Annotated in this window: 27 protein-coding genes and 1 pseudogene; 8 read left to right on the forward strand and 20 right to left on the reverse strand. The window is 59.6% G+C overall.

Annotated elements, in window-relative coordinates; all coding sequences use genetic code 11:
- Positions 1-63 precede the first annotated feature (63 nt).
- The gene (locus tag KVP10_RS02390) at positions 64-780 is read right to left on the reverse strand and encodes an SDR family oxidoreductase (RefSeq protein WP_217962857.1); all 717 of its coding nucleotides are present in this window, start codon (positions 778-780) and stop codon (positions 64-66) included.
- Between the two features lie 224 nt (positions 781-1,004).
- On the opposite strand from KVP10_RS02390, the gene KVP10_RS02395 reads away from it, so the two are divergent.
- Positions 1,005-2,246 (forward strand): MFS transporter, encoded by a 1,242-nt coding sequence (locus KVP10_RS02395; protein ID WP_217962858.1) that lies wholly within the window; start codon positions 1,005-1,007, stop codon positions 2,244-2,246.
- A 417-nt stretch (positions 2,247-2,663) separates the two neighbouring features.
- Here KVP10_RS02395 and KVP10_RS02400 read toward each other — a convergent pair whose 3' ends face one another.
- From KVP10_RS02400 to KVP10_RS02420, 5 genes and pseudogenes are all read right to left on the reverse strand, one after another.
- The gene (locus tag KVP10_RS02400; protein WP_217962859.1) at positions 2,664-2,975 is read right to left on the reverse strand and encodes a DUF1634 domain-containing protein; all 312 of its coding nucleotides are present in this window, start codon (positions 2,973-2,975) and stop codon (positions 2,664-2,666) included.
- 11 nt (positions 2,976-2,986) lie between these two features.
- On the reverse strand, positions 2,987-3,856 hold the full coding sequence (locus tag KVP10_RS02405; protein WP_217962860.1) for a sulfite exporter TauE/SafE family protein: 870 nt from the start codon (positions 3,854-3,856) through the stop codon (positions 2,987-2,989).
- Complete coding sequence (locus tag KVP10_RS02410) at positions 3,853-4,599, reverse strand: GntR family transcriptional regulator (protein WP_246600247.1); 747 nt, start codon at positions 4,597-4,599, stop codon at positions 3,853-3,855. Before KVP10_RS02410 ends, KVP10_RS02405 begins: the two co-directional genes overlap by 4 nt.
- 97 nt (positions 4,600-4,696) lie before the next feature.
- Positions 4,697-4,978: pseudogene (locus tag KVP10_RS02415) on the reverse strand (aldo/keto reductase); the annotation flags it as partial.
- 14 nt (positions 4,979-4,992) lie between these two features.
- Positions 4,993-5,883 (reverse strand): EamA family transporter, encoded by an 891-nt coding sequence (locus KVP10_RS02420; protein WP_217962862.1) that lies wholly within the window; start codon positions 5,881-5,883, stop codon positions 4,993-4,995.
- 125 nt (positions 5,884-6,008) lie between these two features.
- On the opposite strand from KVP10_RS02420, the gene KVP10_RS02425 reads away from it, so the two are divergent.
- On the forward strand, positions 6,009-6,449 hold the full coding sequence (locus KVP10_RS02425) for an Lrp/AsnC family transcriptional regulator (protein WP_217962863.1): 441 nt from the start codon (positions 6,009-6,011) through the stop codon (positions 6,447-6,449).
- Between the two features lie 628 nt (positions 6,450-7,077).
- On the opposite strand, the gene KVP10_RS02430 is transcribed toward KVP10_RS02425, so the two are convergent.
- Together KVP10_RS02430 and KVP10_RS02435 are read right to left on the reverse strand one after the other, a co-directional pair.
- Positions 7,078-7,302 (reverse strand): hypothetical protein, encoded by a 225-nt coding sequence (locus tag KVP10_RS02430; RefSeq protein WP_217962864.1) that lies wholly within the window; start codon positions 7,300-7,302, stop codon positions 7,078-7,080.
- On the reverse strand, positions 7,299-8,036 hold the full coding sequence (locus KVP10_RS02435) for a recombinase family protein (protein ID WP_217962865.1): 738 nt from the start codon (positions 8,034-8,036) through the stop codon (positions 7,299-7,301). Before KVP10_RS02435 ends, KVP10_RS02430 begins: the two co-directional genes overlap by 4 nt.
- A gap of 147 nt (positions 8,037-8,183) precedes the next feature.
- Here KVP10_RS02435 and KVP10_RS02440 point away from each other — a divergent pair, with 147 nt between their 5' ends.
- The 5 genes from KVP10_RS02440 to KVP10_RS02460 all read left to right on the forward strand — a co-directional run bounded on the left by KVP10_RS02440 (position 8,184) and on the right by KVP10_RS02460 (position 11,165).
- The gene (locus tag KVP10_RS02440; protein ID WP_000447876.1) at positions 8,184-8,516 is read left to right on the forward strand and encodes an ArsR/SmtB family transcription factor; all 333 of its coding nucleotides are present in this window, start codon (positions 8,184-8,186) and stop codon (positions 8,514-8,516) included.
- A complete protein-coding gene (arsH, locus tag KVP10_RS02445) occupies positions 8,513-9,280 on the forward strand; it encodes an arsenical resistance protein ArsH (RefSeq protein ID WP_001239389.1) in 768 nt (255 codons plus the stop codon). Before KVP10_RS02440 ends, arsH begins: the two co-directional genes overlap by 4 nt.
- Positions 9,277-9,783, forward strand: a complete 507-nt coding sequence (locus KVP10_RS02450; RefSeq protein WP_000140066.1) for an arsenate reductase ArsC — start codon at positions 9,277-9,279, stop codon at positions 9,781-9,783. Before arsH ends, KVP10_RS02450 begins: the two co-directional genes overlap by 4 nt.
- Positions 9,780-10,847: an ACR3 family arsenite efflux transporter gene (arsB, locus tag KVP10_RS02455; RefSeq protein WP_001272375.1), complete on the forward strand. Its 1,068-nt coding sequence runs from the start codon at positions 9,780-9,782 to the stop codon at positions 10,845-10,847. The genes KVP10_RS02450 and arsB overlap by 4 nt, the downstream gene beginning before the upstream one ends.
- 114 nt (positions 10,848-10,961) lie before the next feature.
- The gene (locus KVP10_RS02460; protein ID WP_000131871.1) at positions 10,962-11,165 is read left to right on the forward strand and encodes a hypothetical protein; all 204 of its coding nucleotides are present in this window, start codon (positions 10,962-10,964) and stop codon (positions 11,163-11,165) included.
- Between the two features lie 36 nt (positions 11,166-11,201).
- Here KVP10_RS02460 and KVP10_RS02465 read toward each other — a convergent pair whose 3' ends face one another.
- The 11 genes from KVP10_RS02465 to guaA form a co-directional block, all read right to left on the reverse strand.
- Complete coding sequence (locus KVP10_RS02465) at positions 11,202-11,426, reverse strand: type I toxin-antitoxin system ptaRNA1 family toxin (protein ID WP_000211355.1); 225 nt, start codon at positions 11,424-11,426, stop codon at positions 11,202-11,204.
- Between the two features lie 63 nt (positions 11,427-11,489).
- A complete protein-coding gene (locus KVP10_RS02470; protein ID WP_000213809.1) occupies positions 11,490-11,738 on the reverse strand; it encodes a hypothetical protein in 249 nt (82 codons plus the stop codon).
- 4 nt (positions 11,739-11,742) lie between these two features.
- Positions 11,743-13,170 (reverse strand): P-type conjugative transfer protein TrbL, encoded by a 1,428-nt coding sequence (gene trbL / locus KVP10_RS02475; protein ID WP_001405816.1) that lies wholly within the window; start codon positions 13,168-13,170, stop codon positions 11,743-11,745.
- A 10-nt stretch (positions 13,171-13,180) separates the two neighbouring features.
- Positions 13,181-13,417: an entry exclusion lipoprotein TrbK gene (gene trbK / locus KVP10_RS02480; protein WP_000718002.1), complete on the reverse strand. Its 237-nt coding sequence runs from the start codon at positions 13,415-13,417 to the stop codon at positions 13,181-13,183.
- Between the two features lie 12 nt (positions 13,418-13,429).
- Positions 13,430-14,209: a P-type conjugative transfer protein TrbJ gene (gene trbJ, locus KVP10_RS02485; RefSeq protein WP_000836966.1), complete on the reverse strand. Its 780-nt coding sequence runs from the start codon at positions 14,207-14,209 to the stop codon at positions 13,430-13,432.
- A 140-nt stretch (positions 14,210-14,349) separates the two neighbouring features.
- The gene (locus tag KVP10_RS02490) at positions 14,350-14,538 is read right to left on the reverse strand and encodes a FitA-like ribbon-helix-helix domain-containing protein (RefSeq protein ID WP_000024442.1); all 189 of its coding nucleotides are present in this window, start codon (positions 14,536-14,538) and stop codon (positions 14,350-14,352) included.
- Between the two features lie 1,032 nt (positions 14,539-15,570).
- Complete coding sequence (repC, locus tag KVP10_RS02495; RefSeq protein WP_000743064.1) at positions 15,571-16,452, reverse strand: replication protein C, IncQ-type; 882 nt, start codon at positions 16,450-16,452, stop codon at positions 15,571-15,573.
- The gene (locus KVP10_RS02500; RefSeq protein ID WP_001162384.1) at positions 16,439-17,266 is read right to left on the reverse strand and encodes a helicase RepA family protein; all 828 of its coding nucleotides are present in this window, start codon (positions 17,264-17,266) and stop codon (positions 16,439-16,441) included. The genes repC and KVP10_RS02500 overlap by 14 nt, the downstream gene beginning before the upstream one ends.
- Positions 17,267-17,270: 4 nt before the next feature.
- Positions 17,271-17,492, reverse strand: coding sequence for a helix-turn-helix transcriptional regulator (locus KVP10_RS02505; RefSeq protein ID WP_001179606.1), 222 nt, complete (start codon positions 17,490-17,492; stop codon positions 17,271-17,273).
- Positions 17,493-17,639: 147 nt separating this feature from the next.
- Positions 17,640-18,842: a tyrosine-type recombinase/integrase gene (locus KVP10_RS02510; protein ID WP_000954590.1), complete on the reverse strand. Its 1,203-nt coding sequence runs from the start codon at positions 18,840-18,842 to the stop codon at positions 17,640-17,642.
- Positions 18,843-19,145: 303 nt separating this feature from the next.
- Positions 19,146-20,732 carry a glutamine-hydrolyzing GMP synthase gene (gene guaA, locus KVP10_RS02515; protein WP_217962866.1) on the reverse strand — a complete coding sequence of 529 codons (1,587 nt, stop codon included), beginning with the start codon at positions 20,730-20,732 and terminating at the stop codon, positions 19,146-19,148.
- 149 nt (positions 20,733-20,881) lie between these two features.
- Between guaA and KVP10_RS02520 the strand changes: the two genes are divergently transcribed.
- Positions 20,882-21,610 carry an alpha/beta fold hydrolase gene (locus KVP10_RS02520; RefSeq protein WP_217962867.1) on the forward strand — a complete coding sequence of 243 codons (729 nt, stop codon included), beginning with the start codon at positions 20,882-20,884 and terminating at the stop codon, positions 21,608-21,610.
- A 53-nt stretch (positions 21,611-21,663) separates the two neighbouring features.
- On the opposite strand, the gene guaB is transcribed toward KVP10_RS02520, so the two are convergent.
- Positions 21,664-23,124: an IMP dehydrogenase gene (guaB, locus tag KVP10_RS02525; protein ID WP_217962868.1), complete on the reverse strand. Its 1,461-nt coding sequence runs from the start codon at positions 23,122-23,124 to the stop codon at positions 21,664-21,666.
- Positions 23,125-23,142: the final 18 nt, after the last annotated feature.

Raw genomic sequence — 23,142 nt, forward strand, 5'->3', positions numbered from 1 at the left:
GCCATGGGCAAGCCCGAATTCGAGCGCGAATGCCAGGGCCGAGCCACCGCACCTTGCCTGCGCTCACCAGGCAAGCGTGCGACCCATGCGATCCAGATATTCCAGGCCGGGCCTGCCCCGCTTCGCAAGCAGCGTATCGACGATATCTGGAACGGTTTCCTCCAGGCCGAATGGCGCGCTGGGGCCGCCCAGGGCGGTACGAATCCAGCCGGGAGCCAACAACAGCAAGGCACGCGACTCTCCAGCATGGCGGGCTGCATAGCTGCGCATGTACTGATTCAGGGCTGACTTGCTGCCGCGATAGACCTCGTGCCCGCCCTTCTCGTTGCCTGCGATGCTGCCCTGCCCCGACGACATGATGCCTATCAGGCCATCGGCCGATACCAGGTCTTGCAGAGCTTCGATGACGCGCATCGGGCCCAGGGCATTCGTGACCATCACGCGCACGAACTCTTCCGTGGAGATCTCCGCGATGGTTTCGTCCTGATTGCCGTTCGCGATGCCGGCGTTCACGAACAGAATATCGAAGCACCGCCCCGACAGCCTATCGCGAAGCGCCGCGATCTGGCCCGGTTCGGTGATGTCGAGGTTTTCCACCTGGACACGGCCAGCATATTCGTCAGCCAGGCTGTGCAATTCGGTTCGGGCGCTCCCGCGCACTGTGCCGACGACGTCCCACCCCCTTTTCAGGCATTCCGCCGCCATGGCGCACCCCAAGCCGCGCGAGGCGCCGACAAGCAGAATACTGGGGCGAGTTTTATGGATAGCCGGTTGCGTCATATTCGTAGTCCTTGCTTGAAATCCAGACGACAGCGATTTTGGCGGAGAATCATCATTTGCACCAGATACATGAAATGCAATAATCATATGCATCAAACACAAAGAATCCACTTTCGGAAGGCAAGCTTCCACGCCGGCCAAGGGCTTGAAAGAGAAAACGGAAGCTGACGGTTGGCAAAGCCCGCTCCGCCGCCCGCCCCAACAAAAACGACCCACTAGACTCGATGACGCGCACGGTACCTGTCTGGCTCATGCCCGTAACGGCAATTTTTACACTGCAGACCATTTCAGCATTCCTGAGCCGGCTCATCCCCATCATTGCACCGGCCATGGCCGTAGAGTTCAACTGGAGCGGCAGTTCCGTCGGCTATCTGAGCGCGAGCAATTCCTTGGGAGGGCTGGCCATCCTGGCTGCGGGCTCCGCGGTGCTCAAACAAATAGGAGGGATGCGCACACTGCAGCTCACCTTGCTGCTGGGTGCGGCCTGCATGGCGTTCTTCCTGTATCCGAGCATCGGCGTCGCCTTGGCGGTGTGCTTCATGATGGGCCTGAGCAATGGCGCCGCGAATCCTGCCGGCAGCGAAATCCTGCAGCGCTTTTCGCCTCCGGGCATGCGCAATCTCATGTTCTCCATCAAGCAAGCCGGAGTCCCCCTGGGCGGCGTGATAGCTGGGCTCCTGGTTCCCCTGCTAGTGACGACGACGGGGTGGCGCACCGCCCTGCTTGCCTGTGCACTTATCGTGCTGTTGCCCACTATTCTTACTTGGCGACTCAGTGCCAGCCTCGACATAAAGCCCGCGCGCAAAGGCGGCGCCCGCCCTTGGCTGTCGCTGCAGTCGCTGCGCGCACTCAGCGCGCCCCTGGCATCGTTGATGCTCGAGCCCGGCCTGCTGAAGATGTCCGTCGTGGGTAGCCTGTTCGGCGTGTCCCAAAGTTGCTGGTTCACCTTCACCGTAATCTATCTGGTGGACGAACTAGGCTATTCACTCGGCCTGGCCGGGATAGTGTTCGCAGTCATGCAGGCCGGCGGCGTGATCGGCCGCATTGTATTGGGGTGGCTGTCCGATTATTTGCATTCGGCCACCACGGTATTGTCTATCGCCGCGATTCTCTCGGCCGCGACGACGGCGCTTCTTGGGCTGACCAGCCCGCTATGGCCGCTCTGGGCCGTCATCGTCCTGGCGTTTATCGCGGGCAGCTCGGCGGCAAGCTGGAACGGCGTACAAATGGCGGAAGTAGCGCGGCGCTCTTCCCCCCAATTGATCTCGGAAACCGCCGCCGGGTCCAGCATACTGGTCAACCTGACAAACATATTGGCGCCGACGGCTTTCGCCGCATTCATTGCGATCGGCGGCCGCTACGAGCAGGCCTACTTCTGCCTGGGCGCATGCACACTGCTCGTGCTTGTTTTCCTGCCGCGTGACCGAAGTGACAACTCGGGCATGCCGACTGCCTCCGGTTCCTGAAGCCGAGAGCTTCAGCCACCCATGTGCTTCTTGTAGAACGGCACCAACTGCTCCAGCGTCTTGATGGCGGCATCGGACTTATCGTGCAGATCACAATGGCTCATGCCGGCGACGATCTGGATGCTTGGTGCATTTGATGCTGGTTCCAGTCCCGCAGTTGTTCCCGGCATACCTCAACGAGCTACCCAAAGGCTGATTCCTGGCGCTGGCCACCCGGCAGATCAGCCCCGCCATCGCCCTCGTCCATGCGGAACCTGCTCACTGCTGAACACAGGAACAACTGGCCCGCGCGGCAGGTATTTCACGCACAGTATTCGGGCAACGATACGAATCTCTGATGGGCAGCACCGCAATCGACCATTTCGCGCGCTGGCGCATACTGGTCGCCGCGGATCGCCCGCACGCCGGCAGCGGATGTCATAGGCCAGCCAGAAAGCCAGCCCCGATGATCATGAGGACTAGCGCTGAAATCGCCGTGTAGGCGGTATCCCGCGCCTGCGCAAACTGGATGAGCATAAGCCCCACACGCGCGACCGGCAGAAAGATGAACAGGGCGACGCCGGCTTTCATCAAGCCGCCTCCGCTCAAGCCAAAAGCCCTAGTCGAGGGATACAACCATTCAGCGACCAGCCCGGCCGCGATGATGCATGAGGCCAGTCTCGTGCCACAATGCAGCAACTTGGCGATGGCCTGCTCCTGGCCCACACCCCTGGTTAAGTATTCGCTCATGGCTGTCCCGATCATGTTTTAAGATGCACGCCGAAACCGCTCATGGCCATGGCGACGGCGAGCAGCACGAGCACGATCACGAAGAAGATGCGGAGCTTGTCGCCGGAAAGACCCATCAGCATCCGCGCGCCCGCAATCGCGCCGATGACGGAGCCGAGCGCGACGGGGCCGGCGAGGGCTGTATCGATATCGCCGCGCACGAAATAGGCACCAGCGCTCGCGGCGGCCGTCACCCCGATCATGAAGTTCGATGTTGCGGAAGATACCTTGATCGGCAGCCGTAGGGCCGTATCCATCGCCGGGATTTTCAGCACGCCGCTGCCGATCCCCAACAGCGCCGAGACCAGCCCCGCCCCGTACATCAGCAACAAACCGAGCGGCACCGAACCGACAGTGTAAGGCGTGGCGGCCCCGCCTGTCCGATCCGGAACGGTCGAGTGCAGGCGCAGCACCGTCGCCCAGCTTCGCGAGCCTGGTACGCTCACTTGCACTGCTTCGCGGCGGCGCGTGAGCATTTGCTGTGCCGACACAGCAAGGATGGCCGCAAACAGCAAATAGAGATAGGAGGTCGGAATAATCCCGATCAGGAAAACTCCTGTCAGCGCGCCGAGCGTCGTCGCCGTCTCAAGAACAACCGCCAGCCGGATATTGGTCAATCGCTCTTTCAGAAGCGGCGCAGCACTGCCACAGGAACAAGCGATCACCGACACCAGGCTGGCAGCGATCGCCGCATGGATATCGACACCGAACAGGAACGCGAGGATCGGGACAATGAAGATGCCGCTTGCCATGCCCAGCACACCACCTAGCGCGCTTGCGCCGAAGGCCGCGACGAATAGCCACAAAGCATTGCTTACCCCTCCGTCAAGCGCCCCGATCATGGCTTCGTCCTCGGCCGGCGTGACAGACGTGTGCTGAACTTGATGAGGTCGCCCCGGTAATAGAGCTTCTCGTAATCTATTGGCTTCGGCCCCTCGCAATAGGAGGTCCGCTCGATCAGGAATATCGGGCTGCCGGGTGCAACCTCTAGCGCCTGGGCGACGTGTTCATCTGCCGTCACAGCTTCGAGCCGATACTCTGCCTCGACAAGTGGCAGGCCATACTTGTTTTCGAGCAAGGAAAAGATCGGCTCCGCTTCAAGATCGTTGCTGACTATCTTTTCGCCAATGTCCAGGGGCAGATAGGTTTCATCGAAAGACATGGCGACGCCATTGGCCAAGCGCACCCGCTCGATGCGATAGACCTGCACCCCAACGGCAATACCCAATTGCGTCGCAACCGTATCGCTGGCGGGCACGAGGCGTTTGTCAAGCAGCCTTGCGGTCGGTTTCCTGCCCAAGGCAATCATGTCTTCCACGAAACCGCTCAATTCGGTCAATTCCTGCCGAACCTTCGGCTCGGTGACAAACGTGCCCTTCCCGCGCCGAATCTCGACAAGCCCGCGCGAAACCAGATTTTCAATGGCTTTGCGCACTGTGGTCCGGCTGACGCCGAACCTCTCAATCAAGCTATCTTCTGGCGGGAGCTGAGAACCGCAAGCTATGGCGCCTCCGGCAATTTCAGAGGCCAAGGTGGACTCGACCTTGGCGTATAGCGGTGCGTGATCTGCTTCCATACGAAACATAGTGACATCATTATGTCACTATGTCAACCATCTCGTAGAAGGCTTGCATGATATATAAGACAGCAATGCCAGATTATGCCTCCCGTCTACCGAACCCACTGTGTCCGGTGGAACGCACCTTGCCGGCGCGCACGACGTCGCCCAACGCCGCCATGTTCCCTGCGATCGGCGTTTCGTAATCGAAACGGTGGATTTGGTAGAGAGCGACGTAATCGGTTCCGAGCCGTCGCAACGATGCCTCGATCGCGGCACGCACGATGGGTTCGGCTTCCATCTCGTCCAGCTGCCAGGCACGCTCGACACGATCGCCGTAGCTCATCATGCCGAGGCAGACTCGCGAGACCGTCAGCCCGGACCGGCCCAGATGCACGTATTTCATATCGCTGTCTCCATTCACTGACGCTGGTGGATGGCGATCCCAACGACCACGAGACTGACTCCCATCAGCTCCCGTAGATTCGGAATCTGGCGCAGTACCACGGCACCTATCATCAGCGCGAAGACCGGGAGCAATGCCAGCATCAGCGCAAAACTCGCACGTGGAAGTCTGGCCATCGCGAGCTGGTCGCATACATAGGGAATCACCGATGAGCACAAACCGACACCCATGCCGGCCAGAAGCAACACAGGATCAGTAAATGCGGGCAGCGCTCCCTTGAGACCTACGGGCGTCACGACGATCGCCGCGATCAGCATCGCCGCGCCCAGACGTTCGATGCTGGATGTCTCCTGGCCAGCAGCCTCGCCGTCCGCGTTCGCTACGCGATGCCCCAGAACGACGTACAGCACGAAGAGCCCGCAATTGCCGAATGCACAGGCGAAACCCAGCGGCGCGCCGGCAAGCTGGAACTCGGTGAGGGCCACCATGCCCAGCACGGTCACCAGCAGGGCCGCCGCATTACGACGCGTCCTGATTCCGTAGGCGGCAAGCGCAATGGGTCCAAGAAATTCGATTGCGCCAACCGTGGCGAGGGGCAAGCGGTCAATGGCGAGATAGAACAATGTATTCATCGCCGCGAGTACAACGCCAAAGAGAATCAGTGTGCGTCGTGTCGCGCGATCAAGCCGGCGGAAAATAAGCCACGGGCGCCGCCACAGGGCGAAGATCACCGCTGCACTCACAATGCGCAGCCAGGTGACGCCCAGCACCGCCACGTGGGCGAACAGCAACACGGCCAGCGCCGGTCCCAGATAGTGAAAGACCGCACTGATCAGGAAAAAGGTATGCGGCGGGAGTCGCTCCGCGGCCCGCTTGGCCACGCGTTCCTGGGGAAGAGCCTGCATTTGCGCTTTCGTTTGCATACGCGCAGTATGTGAGGCCAAGGCAGGCTATTGAATGCCTAATCATCGGAGTTGAAAATCTGGCACCTTCGAATCCAAGGAAAATGGGCCATAAAACTTTCCCCCCATTGGACAACCTCGACCGCAGGCTGATTGCCGCGCTCCAGGCCAGCCGGAGGCTTTCCATCGCACGGCTTGGGCGCGAGGTCGGCCTGTCAGCACCGGCCGTCGCGGAACGCATGAAACGGCTGGAAGAATCCGGCGCCTTGACCTATCGCGTTGATGTCAATCCACGTGCGTTGGGCTACGTCATTTGCGCGATCGTTCGCGTGAGTCCGCAAACGAATGATTTGCACGTAATTCCCAAGATCGCCTGTGACATCCCACAAATCACCGAGTGTTACCGGATCACTGGAGAGGACTGCTACTTCATGAAGCTCTATTTGCGCAGCATGGACGAGCTCGAACCGATTCTCGACAACTTCACGCCGCATGGTCGCACGACGACGTCGATCGTCCATTCGGCGCCCGTTCCGCCGAGACCTTTGCCGTTCGAAGAGAACCGCTAGTTGAGCACCGCCTCCTGGCTTGGACACATCGCCTCGGAGCTTGGCGCGCATGCGCGCAGCGAACCTCGGACAGCCTGTTGCTATGCGGCTGATCACACGCACCACGCGCAGCGTGACGGTACCGGCGGTCGATACCGTCACGTACATCCCATCGCGATCAAAAACCTTGTAAATCTTGGACTTAGGCTTGAGATTGCGCAGCGCAGTGTCGGTCAGCATCGAGGTTTCCTCCGGCTTTTGACGGCTTTACCGTCCGGTTTTACCGTCAAGGACCAGGAAACCTGTTGAGGCTCTGAAAGCCGCATAGCGCCAACATTCCAGAGAGAACTTTTACCGTCAAAGACGGTAAAAGTCTGAATAGTCAACGAACGGGTCTTAATTCGGCCTCGATTTTTACCGTCAGCGCTACCGCCAACTTGTTTTGCTGGCCGGCGATAGCCACCGAAAGGTGCCGCGACGTATTTTATTGAAAATCAATATGCTACAGCAGTTTTTCGATAACTGGCGATAGTCCTCGAAGGACGTCAATTCACTCCCACTCGATTGTAAACAAGCACATAAAACCCTTTAATAATAATAGCTTGCAGATGCAAACGGCACCAGTGCCATGAAAAATGCCATGAGCAAATCATGGGGTTGAACACGGCTTGCACCGTCGACATCCACGCTCCTGGTCGGCGATCTCGCCCGGCTGCAATGCTAGCTCGGCATCGGTCATGCGCTCCAGCACGTCGCGTAGGCGGATGGTGCAGGGGATGGGCGGCGGCCCGAACTCGTAGCCGCCGGCGGTCATTTCGGCCGCAATTTCCTCGGTGATGAAAAACGGCTCAGCGTCTTGGTGCAGCTTCGTCATGCCCTTTCCTCCTGGCGTTCATCCTGCCCGACAGCGGCCAGGGCATCGGCTTCCGTCAATGCATCCTCCACGAACGCGCCGCGTTGCTTCGCTTCGGCCTGGCTGACTTCGGCCCATATCCGTTTCACCTGGGCCGGACTGTACCCGGCCAGTTCGGCGGTCTTACTGATGCTGTGGCCGGACTTGCGCAGCGCAACAACCTGGGCGCGGCGCTTCAGATCAGCGCGGCGGCCCTTGTAGCGCCCGGTCTGGCGGGCCAGCTCAATGCCTTGGCGCTGCCGCTCGCGCCTGTCCTCGTAGTCGTCGCGGGCCATCTGTAGAGCCAGCTTCAAAAGCATGTCCTGGACGGATTCCAGGACGATCCTGGCAACGCCCTGAGCCTCGGCCGCCACATCGGATAGATCGACCACGCCAGGAACAGCCAGGCGCGCGCCCTTGCCCCGGATCGAGGCCACCAGGCGCTCGGCCTCGGGCAAGGGTAGACGGCTGATCCGGTCAATTTTTTCGGCAATGACCACTTCGCCCGGTTGCAGATCGGCCACCATGCGCAGCAGTTCGGGCCGGTCGGCGCGTGCGCCGGATGCCTTCTCGCGGTAGATGCCAGCGACGTAGTACCCGGCGGCCTTCGCGGCCGTGATGATCCCCTCCTGGCGTTCAAGGTCTTGCACTTCGGTGCTGACGCGCAGATAGACCCGCGCCACCATCGGCGCGGCTGCTGGCTTCGTCCTGCTCATACTGGCCGGCTCCTTTAGGCATACTCAAATGCACCCATCTTAAACTGGCAGGCCAATTTATCACATATCGATCTAAATGCGCCTAGCTCATTTTTACAGCTTAAATGAGCTATTGAGCACACTCCATATTTCGACTATTATTGAAACATGGAAACGATAAATGCTGTAGCCGCCCTGGCGGCCATCGCTCAAGAATCGCGCCTCGCGGTGTTCCGGCTTCTCGTCCAGGCCGGCCCCGCCGGCATGGCCGCCGGAAAAATCAGCGAAGCGGCCGGCATCCCGCCGTCTTCGCTATCCTTCCACCTGAAAGAGCTGGCACACGCCGGCATGGTCACGTCGCGGCAAGAAGGCCGATTTGTGATCTACGAGGCGAACTTTTCGACGGCCACTAACCTGGTGGCCTTTCTCACGGAAAACTGCTGCGGCGGCCAGGTGTGCAACCTGTCTTGCACCACGGAAGCCGGGAAGGTGTTGGCATGAGACTTCGCCATCTTTCCGACCCCGATTCTTTGCCCGCTTTGGACAAATCCTTTGCCATCGAGCGCCCGGCGCTCGGGCTGGCACCCGACGCCCCGCCGGTGCGTATCCTGCTGCTGTATGGCTCGCTGCGCGCCCGCTCGTTCTCACGGCTGGCCGTCGAGGAAGCGGCCCGGCTGCTGCAATTCTTTGGCGCAGAAACACGCATCTTCGACCCGTCCGATTTGCCGTTGCCCGATCAAGTGCAAAGCGACGATCACCCGGCCGTCAAGGAGCTGCGCGCCCTGTCCGAGTGGTCAGAGGGACAAGTCTGGTGCAGCCCGGAACGCCACGGTCAGATTACCAGTGTCATGAAGGCGCAGATTGACCATCTGCCGCTTGAAATGGCCGGCATCCGGCCGACCCAAGGCCGCACCCTGGCCGTGATGCAGGTATCCGGCGGCTCGCAGAGCTTCAACGCCGTGAACACCTTGCGTCTGCTCGGCCGCTGGATGCGAATGTTCACCATTCCGAACCAGTCGAGTATCGCCAAAGCGTTCCAAGAGTTCGACGCGGCGGGCCGCATGAAGCCCTCGCCGTACTACGACCGAATAGCCGATGTGATGGAAGAACTGGTGCGCTTCACGGCGCTGGTACGGCCGCACCGTGAAGCACTGACAGACCGCTATTCCGAACGGAAAGCGGCCGGCCACGTCATCGACGAGGCCACCGATCTTTCATCCATCGCCATTGCTCCCCAGCCACTACCAGAAAGCGAAACATCATGACCGAAAGAATCTATAACGTCCTCATCCTCTGCACCGGCAATTCGGCGCGCAGCATCATGGCCGAAGCTCTCATCAACACGATGGGGCAAGGGCGCTTCCGCGCCTACAGCGCCGGCAGTCACCCAACCGGCAAGGTCAATCCCTTCGCCGTCGAAAAGGTGGAGTCGGTGAATTACCCGACCGAGAATCTGCGCAGCAAGAGCTGGGACGAGTACGCCACGCCCGACGCACCGAAGATGGACTTCATCATCACCGTCTGCGACAACGCCGCCGGCGAAATGTGTCCGGTGTGGCCTGGTCAGCCGATCTCGGCGCATTGGGGATTTGAAGACCCGGCCGCCGTCGAAGGCACTGACGCCGAGAAGCGCCGGGCCTTCGAACAAACCTTCCGGCACATGATGAACCGCGTCCGCCTGTTCGTGAATCTGCCTCTCAAAATGCTTGACCAGACGGCCATCAAGCGCGAGCTGGCGAACATCGGCAAGACCGAGCAGGAAGCATGAGCGCCGGCGCACAGGCCATCGCCGCGAAGCCGCGCCAGGCCCCGATGAGCGGCTTCGAGCGTTACCTGACGCTGTGGGTGGCCCTGTGCATCGTCGCCGGTGTTGCGCTCGGCCAGGGCCTTCCTGACGTGTTCCAGGCCATAGGCCGCATGGAAGTGGCCCAGGTCAATTTGCCGGTGGGCCTGCTGATTTGGGTAATGATCGTCCCGATGCTGGTCAAGATCGACTTCGGGGCGCTGCACCAGGTCAAAGAGCATTGGCGCGGCATCGGCGTCACGCTGTTCGTGAATTGGGCCGTCAAGCCATTCTCGATGGCCCTGCTGGGGTGGCTGTTCATCCGACAAGTGTTCGCTCCGTTCCTGCCGGCCGATCAACTGGACAGCTACATCGCGGGCTTGATCTTGCTGGCCGCCGCGCCCTGCACGGCAATGGTGTTCGTGTGGAGCCGCCTTACCAACGGCGACCCGCTTTTCACGCTCTCGCAAGTGGCTCTGAACGACGCCATCATGATCGTGGCCTTCGCGCCCATCGTCGGCCTGCTGCTGGGCATGTCCTCGATCTCGGTGCCTTGGGACACGCTGCTGATTTCGGTCGTGCTCTACATCATCGTGCCGGTGATCCTGGCGCAGCTCTTGCGGCGGCATCTGCTCAAGCAAGGACAGGCCGCCTTTGAACGGGCCATGCAGAAGATCGGGCCGTGGTCGATGGCCGCGCTGCTGCTGACGTTGGTTCTACTGTTCGCCTTCCAGGGCGAGGCCATCATCCGGCAGCCGTTAGTGATCGCCATGCTAGCCGTGCCGATCTTGATTCAAGTGTTCTTCAATTCCGGGTTAGCCTACTGGCTGAACAAGCGGGCGGGGGAAAAGCACTCTGTCGCCTGTCCTTCGGCCCTGATCGGTGCCAGCAACTTCTTCGAGCTGGCCGTGGCGGCCGCCATCAGCTTGTTCGGTCTGCACTCCGGCGCTGCATTGGCAACCGTGGTCGGCGTCCTGGTCGAAGTGCCGGTGATGCTGCTGGTCGTGCGCGTGGTGAATCGCTCGAAGAGCTGGTACGAACGAGGTTGAACATGAGTAGGAAAAAACTGAGGAAATGATTGCAGATTGCCGCGCCGGCCGCTTCCTGGCGCATTCGATCACTGACCTGGAACACCTAGTATCCATGCTTGCTGAGGTCGCCCGATGACAGACCCAAAGAACCTAGAGAACAGGCTGCATGAGAAGGCCGACCCGGCCCGCGCCGTTTCCACTGGTCGGGTGCGCTACACACTGGCCGAACTACTGGCCGACGCGGAAGCATCCGGGGCTTACCCGCTGCCGCCGGAGGAACGCGAATGGATGGATGCGCCGTCTGTGGGTCGGGAATGGCCAAACAGTGAAGATTGAAAAAGGCGGCCAGTTCGAGTGGCCGCCCTTTCGTCATTAGCTGCACGCTTGGCGCAAGGCGTTCATTGCTTCTTGAAAATCAGCCTGTGTCGCCCGGCCCGTTTCAGCTTGGTAGTACACCACCATAAAAGCATTAGCGACGGCTTCGGCCAATGGCCCAAGGCTCCGCGCTTCCGCTTGGTTGATGTACTCCAAAGAAGAAAGAATAGCCGCTGCTTGATGCACTGCTTGCCCTGGTTCGATAATATGTTGTGTTGTCATAATTCACCTCTCCAGTAGGTGTTGATTGAAAGTGCCGGGCTGGTTGTGGCCAGCCCGGTGCGCCTACAGGTACAGCCCCGCCGCCTCCGCGAATGCTGACCGCTCATTCCTGCCGCCATTAACCTCAATACTTATCGGCTTAGTTTCGCTCTCTCTCATAGGGTCTGGCCGTGATACAAAAGCGGCTGTTTCTGTCTCTGCATCGACCTCGGTCGATTGATCACCCAGCGGCGAAATAAATACCTGGCTGACTTCTTCCCTTGGCGCTTCATCCAGGGCCGCCAATGCGGCCATGTATGTTGATGTCGTCATCGTGCTAACTCCTGACTTCGTTACTATCTGGGCCAGAATCGGCGCCCAAGCTATTGCCCTCGAACTGGCCAGATTGGCTTGCTTCTTTCGGCTCCATGCTTTCGCGTATCGAAGCAGCCAGTTTTCCGCCTGTGGTTTCGCTCACTCGCTCCTGGAATCCCTGCTTCACTTGAGAGCCGACACCCTTGGCTAACTCGGAGGCCGTGCCTGTGGCCAGCTTCGCGGCCTTGGCAAAGCCGCCACCGCTTGAGCTACTGCCGCTGTCACCAAAGCCAGCCGCTTGGGCGAATGGGCTACTGCCAGCAGTACCCGCTTCACCACCACCGTTTCCGCCACTGCTGACAACTGACCCCATGCTGGACATGTCACCGCCGGTTTCCATACTCGCTGATGCTTTCTGAAAAGCCGCTTGGAGTGCACTTGCACCTCCGGCTGCACCGGCTGCGGCACCCATAACCGCTTTACCTGCCAGGGCAGCGCCGCCAGTTGCCATACTGGCCGCCGTCACCGCCGCCCCAACTGCCGCACCCGCACCGAAGTTTCCAATTCCACCGGCTGCGCCAATACCACCACCAGACACAAGACCAGAAATCATCGGCGGAACTTTGTTGACCAAGAAAAGCAAGATGACCGATATAACCAACATCACGGCCAGTTCCTGGGATGCCATGTTCTCGCTGATTTGCGTGTAGTAGTGATTGATGAACTCTTTGCCAATCGCAACCAGAAGCACCATTGCCATAAGCTGTGCGGCCAGGCCCAGCACGGTCTTGTAGTAATTGATCGCCATGTCGGAAGTCCAACGACTTCCACCAAAGCCAAGGAAGAACACACCGGCATACAACAGAATCCAGGCTGATGCGAGCAACAGCAACAGGTTGACCGCAATCAACGCCAGGACAAACAAAACAGCCAGGGCCATTAGCTCCATGACCAGAGCAGTTGCCATCTGCCGCCATCCCAGCTCCGAGGTGGCCTGTACTGTGCGGTTGTATAACTCGAAACCAAGATCAAGGATGCTGGAGGGCCCAAGATTGCTATTGGAAAGTCCCCCCGCCTGCGCGCCCAGAGTTTGCAATGACTGAACAATCGTACCGGCGATATTCATGCCCTGGTTCGCATTCGTCAGCAACCACCAGAAAAAGCCGGTGAAGATCGTGAAGCGAACGAACTCCGCGAAGAACTCGCCAATGTCGGCCTTGCGCAAAGCCATCATGCCGAATGTCCAGACCATCGAAATCACAACCAGCGTCCAGAACAAACGCGATGCAGCGGACTCAATAGCTGGCCCCCATGTTGCGGCAGCATCATGAAAACGCTTGAGCACATCATTCATAACACCGCTGCTACTTAGCTCCTGCGCCATTGCAGGTTCAGCCAGCACCATTGTGGCGACCATCATCAAGCCACCTAGAGCAATTTTCTTTCTCATGGCGACCACCTCAATAATCATCTTTAGGGCTGGGCTTGAACTCCCACTGACGCATCTGCTTGGCCTTCTGGAATGCTCTGCATTCCTCGGTAAAGGCCTCTCGGTTCGCTTCGCTGCGCATTTCATTCAGTGCTGCCTGGAACGCATCGGGGGCACACGTCGCCGCATTTGGTTCGGGCATCCTTTCCTGTTCACATCCAGCCAACAACAGCAACGTAGCCGCGGTAGTAAAAAAGATTTTTTTCATCTCACCGCCTCCCTAGTAGTTGTCTGCCGGACTCGGGCGAAACGTCCAGGTACGCATTTGCTCGGCCCTGGCATCACCTCGCGCCTCGGCATCGAGTTCTGCTGCAATCCGGGCTGCCTCCGCGTTGTGTTGGGCGGTCAACATGGTGCGAATCTGCAAGAGCTGATTGGCCTGCTGGCTGGCGAGCTGGTTGGCGTAGCCGATGGCCTGTAGCTGGCCAGTTGCACCCTGGGCCGCGCCTTGCAGCCGCTCCAGGGTACGGGCGTCATCCTTCAAAGCCTTTTGCTGGTCGGCAACGGTCTGGAACAGGGCATCGTTGGCCTTCTTTTGCGACTCTGACGCCAGGCGGCGGTTCTCTTCCATCGCTGCCTTTTCGGCCGGCGTGCATCCGCCGCTGCCGTTGAAGCATGGCGAGCTGCGGTAATAGGCCACGTCCTGAAACTTGGCCAGGTAACGATCCAGGCTGCCTAGCTGGTTCTCGTAATAGGCCAGCGTGTTTTGCGCGGCAATCAGCCGGTTGATCGTAGTCTGCGCCTGATCCCAGATATACGCGGCTGGGGCCATCGTGTTCTGGAGCTGATTTTCGTACTGCTGCAACTGGGTCTGGTACTGCTCAATCTGCTTGAGCGTCTGCGCCACCGACTCGATGGCCGTCATGATGTTCTGGGCCAGGTTGCCGCCGTCGATGACGGGGATACCAGCTTGCACAGGGGCGGTGGTAGTGGTGATAAAGCCGGTTGCGAGTGCAACGGCTAGAGCGGTTTTTTTAGCCGCTAAAATTTTGGACTTCATGGTCGTACTCCGTCGATGAAAAGAAGGCATTGCCTTGACCAAGCGTTGTGCTTGTTCTCGGCAACGTTTCATCGAAGAGCTACGCCACTAGCTGATCGGTATTGCCCTTGGCGCTGAGGCCCGGACTTACAAACGTAAAACTACTCTGTTTTTTTATCGCTTTCGGACAAGCCAACTTCCCGGCCAATCTCTTCAAGCTCTAGCGGCTGTACTGCCGCCGTCAGTATTTCGCGTATTTCCGCGTCGGTGCTCCTATCGTTGAGCGCTGCTCGAACTTTCAACGCACGGTGCACCTCGGCGGGTAAATTCCTGATAAGCACATTTGCCATATCAATACCCTTTTGGTGTACCCGACAACCATGCTATCAAAGATATTAAAAATAGCAAGACCTATACTCTTGCAACCGGCGGTAGCCGATCAGCCCCGCAGGGCAGGATTCCCGTTGAGTGCCCCCGGCGCGAATAAGGGACAGTGAAGATAGATAACCGGCTTGCCGGTTAGCTAACTTCACCCATCCTGCCCGCATTTCACCCACTATTGAAAATCTAGCGCATATCGAACGTAAAGCGTTTTATCGTCAAACAAACACCGATTCTTGGCAACATAACCGTAATCGTCACCAAATCGGCCTGCAATCGACATAGTCGCTTCAAAATCGCTGCTCAATCGGCTTTAAATCGGAACCTAAAATGCCAACAATCGACACAAACCATTCGCCCCGATGGGGCGAGTTGGACGCCAAAAAAGAAGGGCATAACCCGCCCCTCAAGTGTCAATGAACACAAGAAATTTGCCTCCCCTCCCGTCATACCACTAAGGCGACGTATTGATACTTGAGGGGCAACCTTTCCTGATGTTGACACCTTCACGCAGGTTACTGGTTATGGGCGTCCAACACACACGGCTCATTCCTGCTTGGTAATAATAAGAATAATAATCTTCTTATTATTCTTACCGAACGAATGGGCACTGCTTAGCCATTTCACGTTTCGAGCCAAGGTTTCAGTACAGATAACTACAAGTGCACACAGCGGCCCTCCAGCGCCGTTAGACGCAGATTCTGCTTCAGCTCATGGAATAAGGGACTCCGGGTTGTTTTCCCCTCTCACAAGGCGTTTCAGCGGCCACTGAAGCCGCCTTCTCTTCTTGGCGTTAAACCATCGGCCTATGGCCGATTGATAAAGCCCGCCAGGGCTTTATTGGCAAGGTCAGAACGCGCCCTCAAGGCGCGAGCTGCACCGCGCATGATGGATTATCTTTAGATAATCTTGGATGGATTTCCCAAACTGCCCGCAAAGCAGCGCACCGTCTGGGTTTTCCAAATTGGGACGGGGAACGTTACGACGGCAGAAGGGGAGCGTTACGACGGTAACAAGGGAACGTTACGACGGTAAACGGGTGCAGTTGCCGTGGGGCCAGGCCTCTTGATCTCCCATTTTCCCTTGGCGTATTCGTTCACTACCCAACCCACGGCGGCAAGTTCGGCCAGTGCCTTCCGGGCAGTCTGACGGCGTTTTTTCATAGCTTCGGCATTGGCTTCATCTGGCCAGACATAGCCGCAAAGCGTGTCCAGTTCCACGCGCCCGGATTTGCCGGGGTCGATCCAGCCGCATAGCCGTTGGTGCATCAGCCGTGCCGGATCAGTCTGTAGCACCCGCACTTCCGCCATGTCGATACGGGCATATGGACGATGCCCCAGGATCGCTTCGGCAATACGCGGATTCAGGGCAACCCATAGCCTGCCGTCCGTCTCGTCAAAAGCATGACTCATCAGGTGGAACGCGGCTTGCCGCCGTCCCTTCGTCACAAGGATGGTGACGTTCGACATGCGCAGCAGGCTGGCTTTGAGCGCCTTGATGTTGTCGCCGCTATCCGTCATGCCCGTTTCTGAGAGCAGTTTGGTCAGGCTCTCACGAACCACCAAGCCGTCTTGCTCAATGGCTTCGAAACGGGGTTCAAGGAATAGCCGTAGCTGTCGCCCCGTCTCACTGGTCGGTTCCGGGGTTAGCAAGATGCCGTTCGGGCCGCCAAGGGCCACGATGCCTTGCAAAAGACGCATATCATCGGCCCCGAGAGGTTCGAATCCGACGAAACGCATGGATTCGTCCTCGCCAAAGGTGTAGGTCACGTCCAGCTTGCAGCGTTTGCGATCGCCACGCTTGAGGCTGCGGAACAGGCCAGGTGCCAAACAGTGCGCGGGATCATGTCGGACGTGGGTCAGGTCATGCTTAGGCTTCTTCACGCTGTCTCCTTTTCACCTTGCACTGCCGCTCCAGTACAGCAGGCTTCAACACGCCGCCGTCGTGCCGTCTAAACCAGAGTTCTTGAAAAGGTGCGCCATAGTTGGCCTTGCTGACGCCAAAGCGGACAAAATACCCACGCTGACAATCATCGACCCCCAGTATCTCGGCCTCGCCTTGCGTCATGCCGGATAGGTACGATTGCCAACGGATGTTATCAACCAGTACGGACGATCCACGACTGGCCTGCTGTTGATCGCCCGACCCCATCATGGCTGCGCTTTTACTCGCGTGGTGCAGAAACACAATGGAGCAGCCTGTATCAGCGGCTATGGCCTCCATGTGCCCAACAACCTGCGCCATCGGCCCGCTAGCGTTCTCCTCCTCAATGTGGAAGCGCCGCAAAGTGTCCAAGATCATCAAGCGACGACCTTCAGCGGCTCGTTTGAGAGCATCGAACCAGCTAGCAGCCATGATGTTTGGGCATTTACCGATCAAGGGTTCAATGAGCAAACCATCAGCCACGGCTTGCCGTTCCGCTGCGCTGAGGTGTGCCCCAAGGGCGTGCAGACGATGGTGAATAGCGGCCGGTGGATCTTCAGCAGGCAGATAGACCACTTGCCCGGTGGGAAACTCGCCTATTTCAAGTAAATCAGGCCCGCCTGCAATCTGTGCAGCCAATTGAAGGGCCAACATGGATTTACCAGCCCCACCAGGCGACACAAGAGCACCAACAGTGCCAGCAACCATATTAGGCAGAACATAATCAATGGGTGGCGGCAATTCCGTGAAAGCCGCCATAAGATCAAGAGCCATATAACTAGCCCTCTATAGGGCCAGGTCGCGCAGCTTGATCACCCGATGATTTACGTGCCTCAATCCACTCTTCGACCTCTGACAAATCCCAGGCGACATTTCTACTGGTTAACGCGATACGGCGTGGAAAATCCCCTCGCTGCTCCAGGTTATAAATTGTTCGTGTCGAAAGCGGGATCATCTCCAGGAGCTTCTTCCTGTTGATGAGGGTCTTTATATTTTGCATGGGTCAATACCTCTCAAATGAATAGTTGCTATTCATCGAGTAGCTGCGCGAAGCAGCTAATCGGTAATTGACCTGCCCGATGCCAATGGCGGCCTTATTTATAAATTCACGGCATCAACTTCAATGCTATCAAAGATAGCAAAAACATCAACCCTTACTGCCTCCCGAAGTCCACTCATCAATCATATCGGCCCAATCCTGCAACATCGCCGCCCGCTGCTCGCGGTACTCAGCCTTGTTGTAGACAGCCCTCACGCCCTTCTGCTCGTGCGCCAGGCACTTCTCGATCCAGTCGGTGTTGTAGCCGGCCTCATGCAACAGCGTGCTGGCTGTGCGCCGCAAATCATGCGGTCCGAACTTGGTAAGTGACTTCCCATCTTTCTGCGCCGCCTTGTAAGTCAGCGTCAGCACCTGGTTAAGTGTGGCAGCGCTCATCGGCGCATCCGAGTCGTACCGTGATGGCAAAACGAAGTCGGAACCACCGGCAAAGGTTTTCATGGCAATGAAAATATCCAGAGCCTGCTGGGACAGAAATACCAGGTGCGGGTTACGGCGTTTCATCCGCTCCTTTGGAATCGTCCACAACGCTTCGCTGAAATTGATCTCGCTCCAGGTCGCATTGGTCAGCTCGCTCTTGCGCACCATCGTCAGCAATAACAGCTTGGCCGCCGCACGGTTTGTTGGGCTTGTGCCCACTCGCTCCATGTACTGGTACATCAGCCCAATTTCTTCTGGCGTCAACGCTCGGTCACGTGGCTCGAATCGAGCGATGCTTGTTGGGCGCACCAGTTCTGCCGGGTTTTCGACCTTCTGCCCACGCTCGATGGCCCAGCGAAATACCTGCAACACGATTTCACGCACATGAACGGCGGTGGCCGGTGCGCCTCGCTCAACAATGGCATCAGCCAGCGCCCGCAAGTCTTCGTGGGTGATCTCCACCAGCTTCTGATTGCTGAATTTCGGCTTCAGCTCACGCTCATAAACCGAGCGGCGCATATCGCGGGTGGAGTCGGCCATCTGGTAGCCACGCAGCCACTTCTCCGCCCAGGCACCGAACGTCTCTGCATCTTTCACCCGCGCCTTGTCTCGGGCTTTCTCCTTGGCCGGCGACTTGCCCGCCGCAACCATCTTCTTGGCGTCACCCAACAGCTCGCGGGCTTCGGCCAGGGTGATGCCACCGACACCATAACGCCCAAAGGTGATGGTCTCCTGCCGACCGTTGATTGAGTAGTTGTAACGGAACGAGATGGAGCCGGCTGGAGTCACTGCCACATAGAGACCTTCCCGGTCATTCACTTTGTAGAGTTTGTCCCTGGGCTTGAGATTGCGCAGCTTGGTATCGGTCAGCATGTACCTTGTCCTTCTTCGTCTCCGATACCATGCTGAAAAAATCTCGAATTTATCGTATTTTTTCTTACGAAACAGTAACTTATAGAATATTAATACCATGAACACACAAAAGAACGCAGCATGGTATCGGCATCAATCATGGCATCGCCAAACCATAATACCAGCTTTAATGCCATGCTCAAACGGTGCTTGGCGCTTCCTCCCGTTGCCAGATCGTGCCAAACACAAACAAAAAAAGCCCGCAATTACGCGGGCTTAGCGGCATTTCATGCCATCAGGTGCCTGGCTGTGCCAGACGCGGAATCATTCCCACTCAATCGTCGCGGGCGGCTTGCTCGATACATCGTACGTCACCCGGTTTATCCCCCGCACTTCATTGATAATCCTTCCCGATACTTTCTTCAACAGCGAGTACGGCAGCTCGGCCCAATCGGCTGTCATGAAGTCGGAGGTCTGCACGGCGCGCAGGGCGACGACGTAGTCGTAGGTGCGGCCGTCGCCCATGACGCCGACGGACTTGACGGGTAGGAAGACGGCGAAGGCCTGCGAGGTCAGGTCGTACCAGTTCTTGCCGCTGGTCTCGTCGGTGGTCTTGCGCAGTTCTTCGATGAAGATGGCGTCGGCGCGGCGCAGCAGGTCGGCGTATTCCTTCTTGACTTCGCCGAGTATGCGCACGCCCAGGCCGGGGCCCGGGAAGGGGTGGCGGTAGACCATGGCGGGCGGCAGGCCCAGGGCAATGCCGAGCTTGCGCACTTCGTCTTTGAAAAGCTCGCGCAAGGGTTCGAGCAGCTTGAGCTTGAGGGTATCGGGCAGGCCGCCGACGTTGTGGTGCGACTTGATGGCGACGGCCTTGCCGGTCTTGGCGCCGGCCGATTCGATCACGTCGGGATAAATGGTGCCCTGGGCGAGCCAGCGCGCGCGGGTCAGTTTGGCGGCTTCGACCTCGAAGACTTCGACGAACTCGCGGCCGATGATCTTGCGCTTGGCCTCGGGGTCGGCAACGCCTTTGAGCTTGGCGAGCAGGCTGTCGCCGACGTTGCAATGGATGACCTTGATGCCGAAGTGGTCGGCGAAGGTGGCCATGACCTGTTCGGCCTCGTTCAGGCGCAGCAGGCCGTGGTCGACGAATACGCAGGTGAGCTGGTCGCCGATGGCCTTGTGGATCAGGGCCGCGGCCACCGAGGAGTCGACGCCGCCGGACAGGCCGAGAATGACTTCTTCGTCGCCGACCTGGGCGCGGATGCGTTCCACGGCCTCGGAGACATAGTCGGGCATGTTCCAGTCGCCGCCGCAGCCGCAGATCTCGCGCACGAAGCGCGCCAGCATGGCCTCGCCCTGCACGGTGTGGGTGACTTCGGGGTGGAACTGCACGGCGTAGAAGCCGCGCTCTTCGTCGGCCATGCCGGCGATGGGGCAGGAATCGGTGGACGCCATGAGCTTGAAGCCGGGAGGCAGCGCCGTGACCTTGTCGCCGTGGCTCATCCACACCTTGAGCATGCCGTGGCCTTCGGTGGTGGTGAAGTCTTCCAGGCCTTCGAGCAGGCGGGTGTGGCCGCGGGCGCGCACTTCGGCATAGCCGAATTCGCGGTGATCGGACCACTCTACCTTGCCGCCGAGCTGCTGGGCCATGGACTGCATGCCGTAGCAGATACCGAGCACGGGCACGCCCGCCTGGAATACCTGGGGCGGCACCTTGAGCGAATCTTCCTGGTAGGCCGAAGCGTGGCTGCCGGACAGAATGATGCCCTTCAGGCCTTGCTGCGCGCGGATGAAGTCGTCATCGACGTCGCCGGGATGGATTTCGCAGTAGACACCGGCCTCGCGCACGCGGCGCGCGATGAGCTGGGTGACTTGTGAGCCGTAGTCTAGGATGAGGATACGCTGGTGCATGGCTGGAAGGGCAAAAAGGAAATTGGGAAAGCGCCGGCGCGATGCGCGCCAGGCGTTAATGTACCGTATCGGGGCGGCAAACGGCCCGGCCTGCGGGTATAGTGGCCCTTGCGCAGCGCAACCCGCGGCCGTTTTTGCAAGGAGCCATCATGACGGACAGCCAGGAATCCCAGACTTTCGTACTCGTGCACGGCGCCTGGCACGGCGGCTGGTGCTGGACGCGCGTGGCGCGGGCGCTGCGCGCGCTGGGCCATACGGTCTACACGCCGACCCAGACCGGCCTGGGCGAGCGCAGCCATTTGCTGGGCAAGCTGCCCATCGGCCTGGACACTTTCGTGCGCGACATCGAGAACGTGCTGCACTGGGAAGATCTGCACGACGTGGTGCTGGTAGGCCACAGTTTCGGCGGGCTGGCGATCACGGGGGTGGCGGAAAGCATGCCGCAGCGCCTGCGGCGCCTGGTGTACCTGGACGCTTTCATACTGGGCAACGGCGTCAGTACTTTCGATACTCTGCCGCCGGCGCTGGTGGAAAAGCTGCGCGCGGCAGCGCAGAGTTCCTGCCAGGGACTGGGCGTGCCGCCGCCGCGCCCGGCCTCGCTGGGCCTGGAACGCGAGGCCGATACACAATTCGTCGCCGCGCGGCTCACGCCGCAACCCCTGGGGGTGTATGAATCCTCGCTGCGGCTGGACAAGCCCATAGGCAATGGCCTGCCCTGCGCCTACTGGCATTGCACGGCCCCGTCTTTCGCCGCACTGGAGGGCGCGCGGCAATGGGCCCGCGCCCAGGCCGACTGGGAATGGCGCGAACTGGCCACCGGCCACGACGCAATGGTCAGCGCTCCGGAACTGGTGGTCAAGCATCTGCTGGATATGTAGACGGGGCGGCGGCCCGCGCCGCCGCCCCGTTTTTTGCCGGCACGGCAAGAGCCTCAATCGGCACGGTAATTCGGCGCTTCCTTGGTGATCTGCACATCGTGCACATGCGACTCGCGCACGCCGGCCGAGGTGATCTCGACGAATTCGGCGCGGGTGCGCATGTCTTCGATGGAAGCGCAGCCGCAATAGCCCATGGAGGCGCGTATGCCGCCGACCAGTTGGTAGATGATGGCGATGACGCTGCCTTTGTAGGGCACGCGGCCTTCGATGCCTTCCGGCACGAGCTTGTCGGCGTTGTTGGCGGGGTCCTGGAAGTAGCGATCGGCCGAACCGTCGCTCATGGCGCCCACGCTGCCCATGCCGCGATACGACTTGTAGGACCGGCCCTGGAACAGCACGACTTCGCCGGGTGCTTCTTCGGTGCCGGCGAACATACCGCCCATCATGGCGGTGAAGGCGCCGGCGGCCAGCGCCTTGGCGACGTCGCCCGAATAGCGGATGCCGCCGTCGGCAATCAGCGGCACGCCTGTGCCTTGCAGGGCCTGCGCCACGTCGGATATGGCGGTGATCTGGGGCACGCCCACGCCGGCGACGATGCGGGTAGTGCAGATGGAACCGGGGCCTATGCCGACCTTGACGGCGTCCGCGCCGGCCTCGACCAGCGCCAGCGCCGCAGAGGCGGTGGCGATGTTGCCGCCGATGACCTGGATCTTGGGGTAATTCTTCTTGACCCAGCTTACGCGCTCGAGCACGCCAGCCGAATGGCCGTGCGCGGTGTCGACCACGATGACGTCGACGCCGGCGCCGGCCAGCTTGTCGACGCGTTCTTCGGTGCCCTCGCCCACGCCCACGGCGGCGCCCACGCGCAACTGGCCCTGGGAATCCTTGCAGGCGTTGGGATGCTCGGTGTTCTTGATGATGTCCTTGACGGTGGCCAGGCCGCGCAACTGGAACTTGTCGTTGACGATCAGCACGCGCTCGAGCCGGTGGCGATGCATCAGCGCCTGGGCTTCGTCGAGCGTGGACCCTTCGTTCATGGTGATGAGCCGTTCCTGCGGCGTCATGATGTCGCGCAGCGGCACGTCGAGCCGGTCTTCGAAACGCAGATCGCGGTTGGTGACGATGCCCACCAGCTTGCCGGCCTCGACCACCGGCAGCCCGGAGATGCCATGCTGGCGCTGCAACGCGATGGCATCGCGCACCTTCATGGTGGGAGTCACGGTGACGGGATCGATGACGATGCCGAATTCATGGCGCTTGACGCGTGCCACCTCGCGCGCCTGCTCGTCGGCGCTGAGGTTCTTGTGGATGATGCCGATGCCGCCTTCCTGCGCCATGGCGATGGCCAGGCGCGACTCGGTCACCGTGTCCATGGCGGCCGAAACCAGGGGGATGTTCAGGGTGATGTTGCGGGTGAGCTGCGTGGCAAGCTGGGTATCGCGCGGCAGGACCTCGGAATAGGCGGGAACCAACAACACATCGTCGAAGGTGAGCGCTTTCTTGATGAGACGCATGGAATAGCTCCGAGCAAA

This window comes from Candidimonas humi (assembly GCF_019166065.1).
Classification (GTDB): Bacteria; Pseudomonadota; Gammaproteobacteria; order Burkholderiales; family Burkholderiaceae_B; genus Candidimonas; species Candidimonas humi.

What these genes read in the sequence shown, in the direction of transcription:
- trbK (WP_000718002.1), bottom strand. Translation starts at nt 13,417, where the DNA reads ATGAAAAAAATCTTTTTTACTACCGCGGCTACGTTGCTGTTGTTGGCT.
- KVP10_RS02410 (WP_246600247.1), bottom strand. Translation starts at nt 4,599, where the DNA reads ATGTTTCGTATGGAAGCAGATCACGCACCGCTATACGCCAAGGTCGAG.
- KVP10_RS02440 (WP_000447876.1), top strand. Translation starts at nt 8,184, where the DNA reads ATGGAAACGATAAATGCTGTAGCCGCCCTGGCGGCCATCGCTCAAGAA.
- KVP10_RS02490 (WP_000024442.1), bottom strand. Translation starts at nt 14,538, where the DNA reads ATGGCAAATGTGCTTATCAGGAATTTACCCGCCGAGGTGCACCGTGCG.
- KVP10_RS02520 (WP_217962867.1), top strand. Translation starts at nt 20,882, where the DNA reads ATGACGGACAGCCAGGAATCCCAGACTTTCGTACTCGTGCACGGCGCC.
- KVP10_RS02500 (WP_001162384.1), bottom strand. Translation starts at nt 17,266, where the DNA reads ATGGCTCTTGATCTTATGGCGGCTTTCACGGAATTGCCGCCACCCATT.
- guaB (WP_217962868.1), bottom strand. Translation starts at nt 23,124, where the DNA reads ATGCGTCTCATCAAGAAAGCGCTCACCTTCGACGATGTGTTGTTGGTT.
- guaA (WP_217962866.1), bottom strand. Translation starts at nt 20,732, where the DNA reads ATGCACCAGCGTATCCTCATCCTAGACTACGGCTCACAAGTCACCCAG.
- KVP10_RS02460 (WP_000131871.1), top strand. Translation starts at nt 10,962, where the DNA reads ATGACAGACCCAAAGAACCTAGAGAACAGGCTGCATGAGAAGGCCGAC.
- arsB (WP_001272375.1), top strand. Translation starts at nt 9,780, where the DNA reads ATGAGCGCCGGCGCACAGGCCATCGCCGCGAAGCCGCGCCAGGCCCCG.
- KVP10_RS02390 (WP_217962857.1), bottom strand. Translation starts at nt 780, where the DNA reads ATGACGCAACCGGCTATCCATAAAACTCGCCCCAGTATTCTGCTTGTC.
- KVP10_RS02430 (WP_217962864.1), bottom strand. Translation starts at nt 7,302, where the DNA reads ATGACGAAGCTGCACCAAGACGCTGAGCCGTTTTTCATCACCGAGGAA.
- KVP10_RS02400 (WP_217962859.1), bottom strand. Translation starts at nt 2,975, where the DNA reads ATGAGCGAATACTTAACCAGGGGTGTGGGCCAGGAGCAGGCCATCGCC.
- KVP10_RS02470 (WP_000213809.1), bottom strand. Translation starts at nt 11,738, where the DNA reads ATGACGACATCAACATACATGGCCGCATTGGCGGCCCTGGATGAAGCG.
- trbL (WP_001405816.1), bottom strand. Translation starts at nt 13,170, where the DNA reads ATGAGAAAGAAAATTGCTCTAGGTGGCTTGATGATGGTCGCCACAATG.
- KVP10_RS02435 (WP_217962865.1), bottom strand. Translation starts at nt 8,036, where the DNA reads ATGAGCAGGACGAAGCCAGCAGCCGCGCCGATGGTGGCGCGGGTCTAT.
- KVP10_RS02465 (WP_000211355.1), bottom strand. Translation starts at nt 11,426, where the DNA reads ATGACAACACAACATATTATCGAACCAGGGCAAGCAGTGCATCAAGCA.
- KVP10_RS02395 (WP_217962858.1), top strand. Translation starts at nt 1,005, where the DNA reads ATGACGCGCACGGTACCTGTCTGGCTCATGCCCGTAACGGCAATTTTT.
- KVP10_RS02420 (WP_217962862.1), bottom strand. Translation starts at nt 5,883, where the DNA reads ATGCAGGCTCTTCCCCAGGAACGCGTGGCCAAGCGGGCCGCGGAGCGA.
- KVP10_RS02510 (WP_000954590.1), bottom strand. Translation starts at nt 18,842, where the DNA reads ATGCTGACCGATACCAAGCTGCGCAATCTCAAGCCCAGGGACAAACTC.
- KVP10_RS02405 (WP_217962860.1), bottom strand. Translation starts at nt 3,856, where the DNA reads ATGATCGGGGCGCTTGACGGAGGGGTAAGCAATGCTTTGTGGCTATTC.
- KVP10_RS02450 (WP_000140066.1), top strand. Translation starts at nt 9,277, where the DNA reads ATGACCGAAAGAATCTATAACGTCCTCATCCTCTGCACCGGCAATTCG.
- trbJ (WP_000836966.1), bottom strand. Translation starts at nt 14,209, where the DNA reads ATGAAGTCCAAAATTTTAGCGGCTAAAAAAACCGCTCTAGCCGTTGCA.
- arsH (WP_001239389.1), top strand. Translation starts at nt 8,513, where the DNA reads ATGAGACTTCGCCATCTTTCCGACCCCGATTCTTTGCCCGCTTTGGAC.
- KVP10_RS02505 (WP_001179606.1), bottom strand. Translation starts at nt 17,492, where the DNA reads ATGCAAAATATAAAGACCCTCATCAACAGGAAGAAGCTCCTGGAGATG.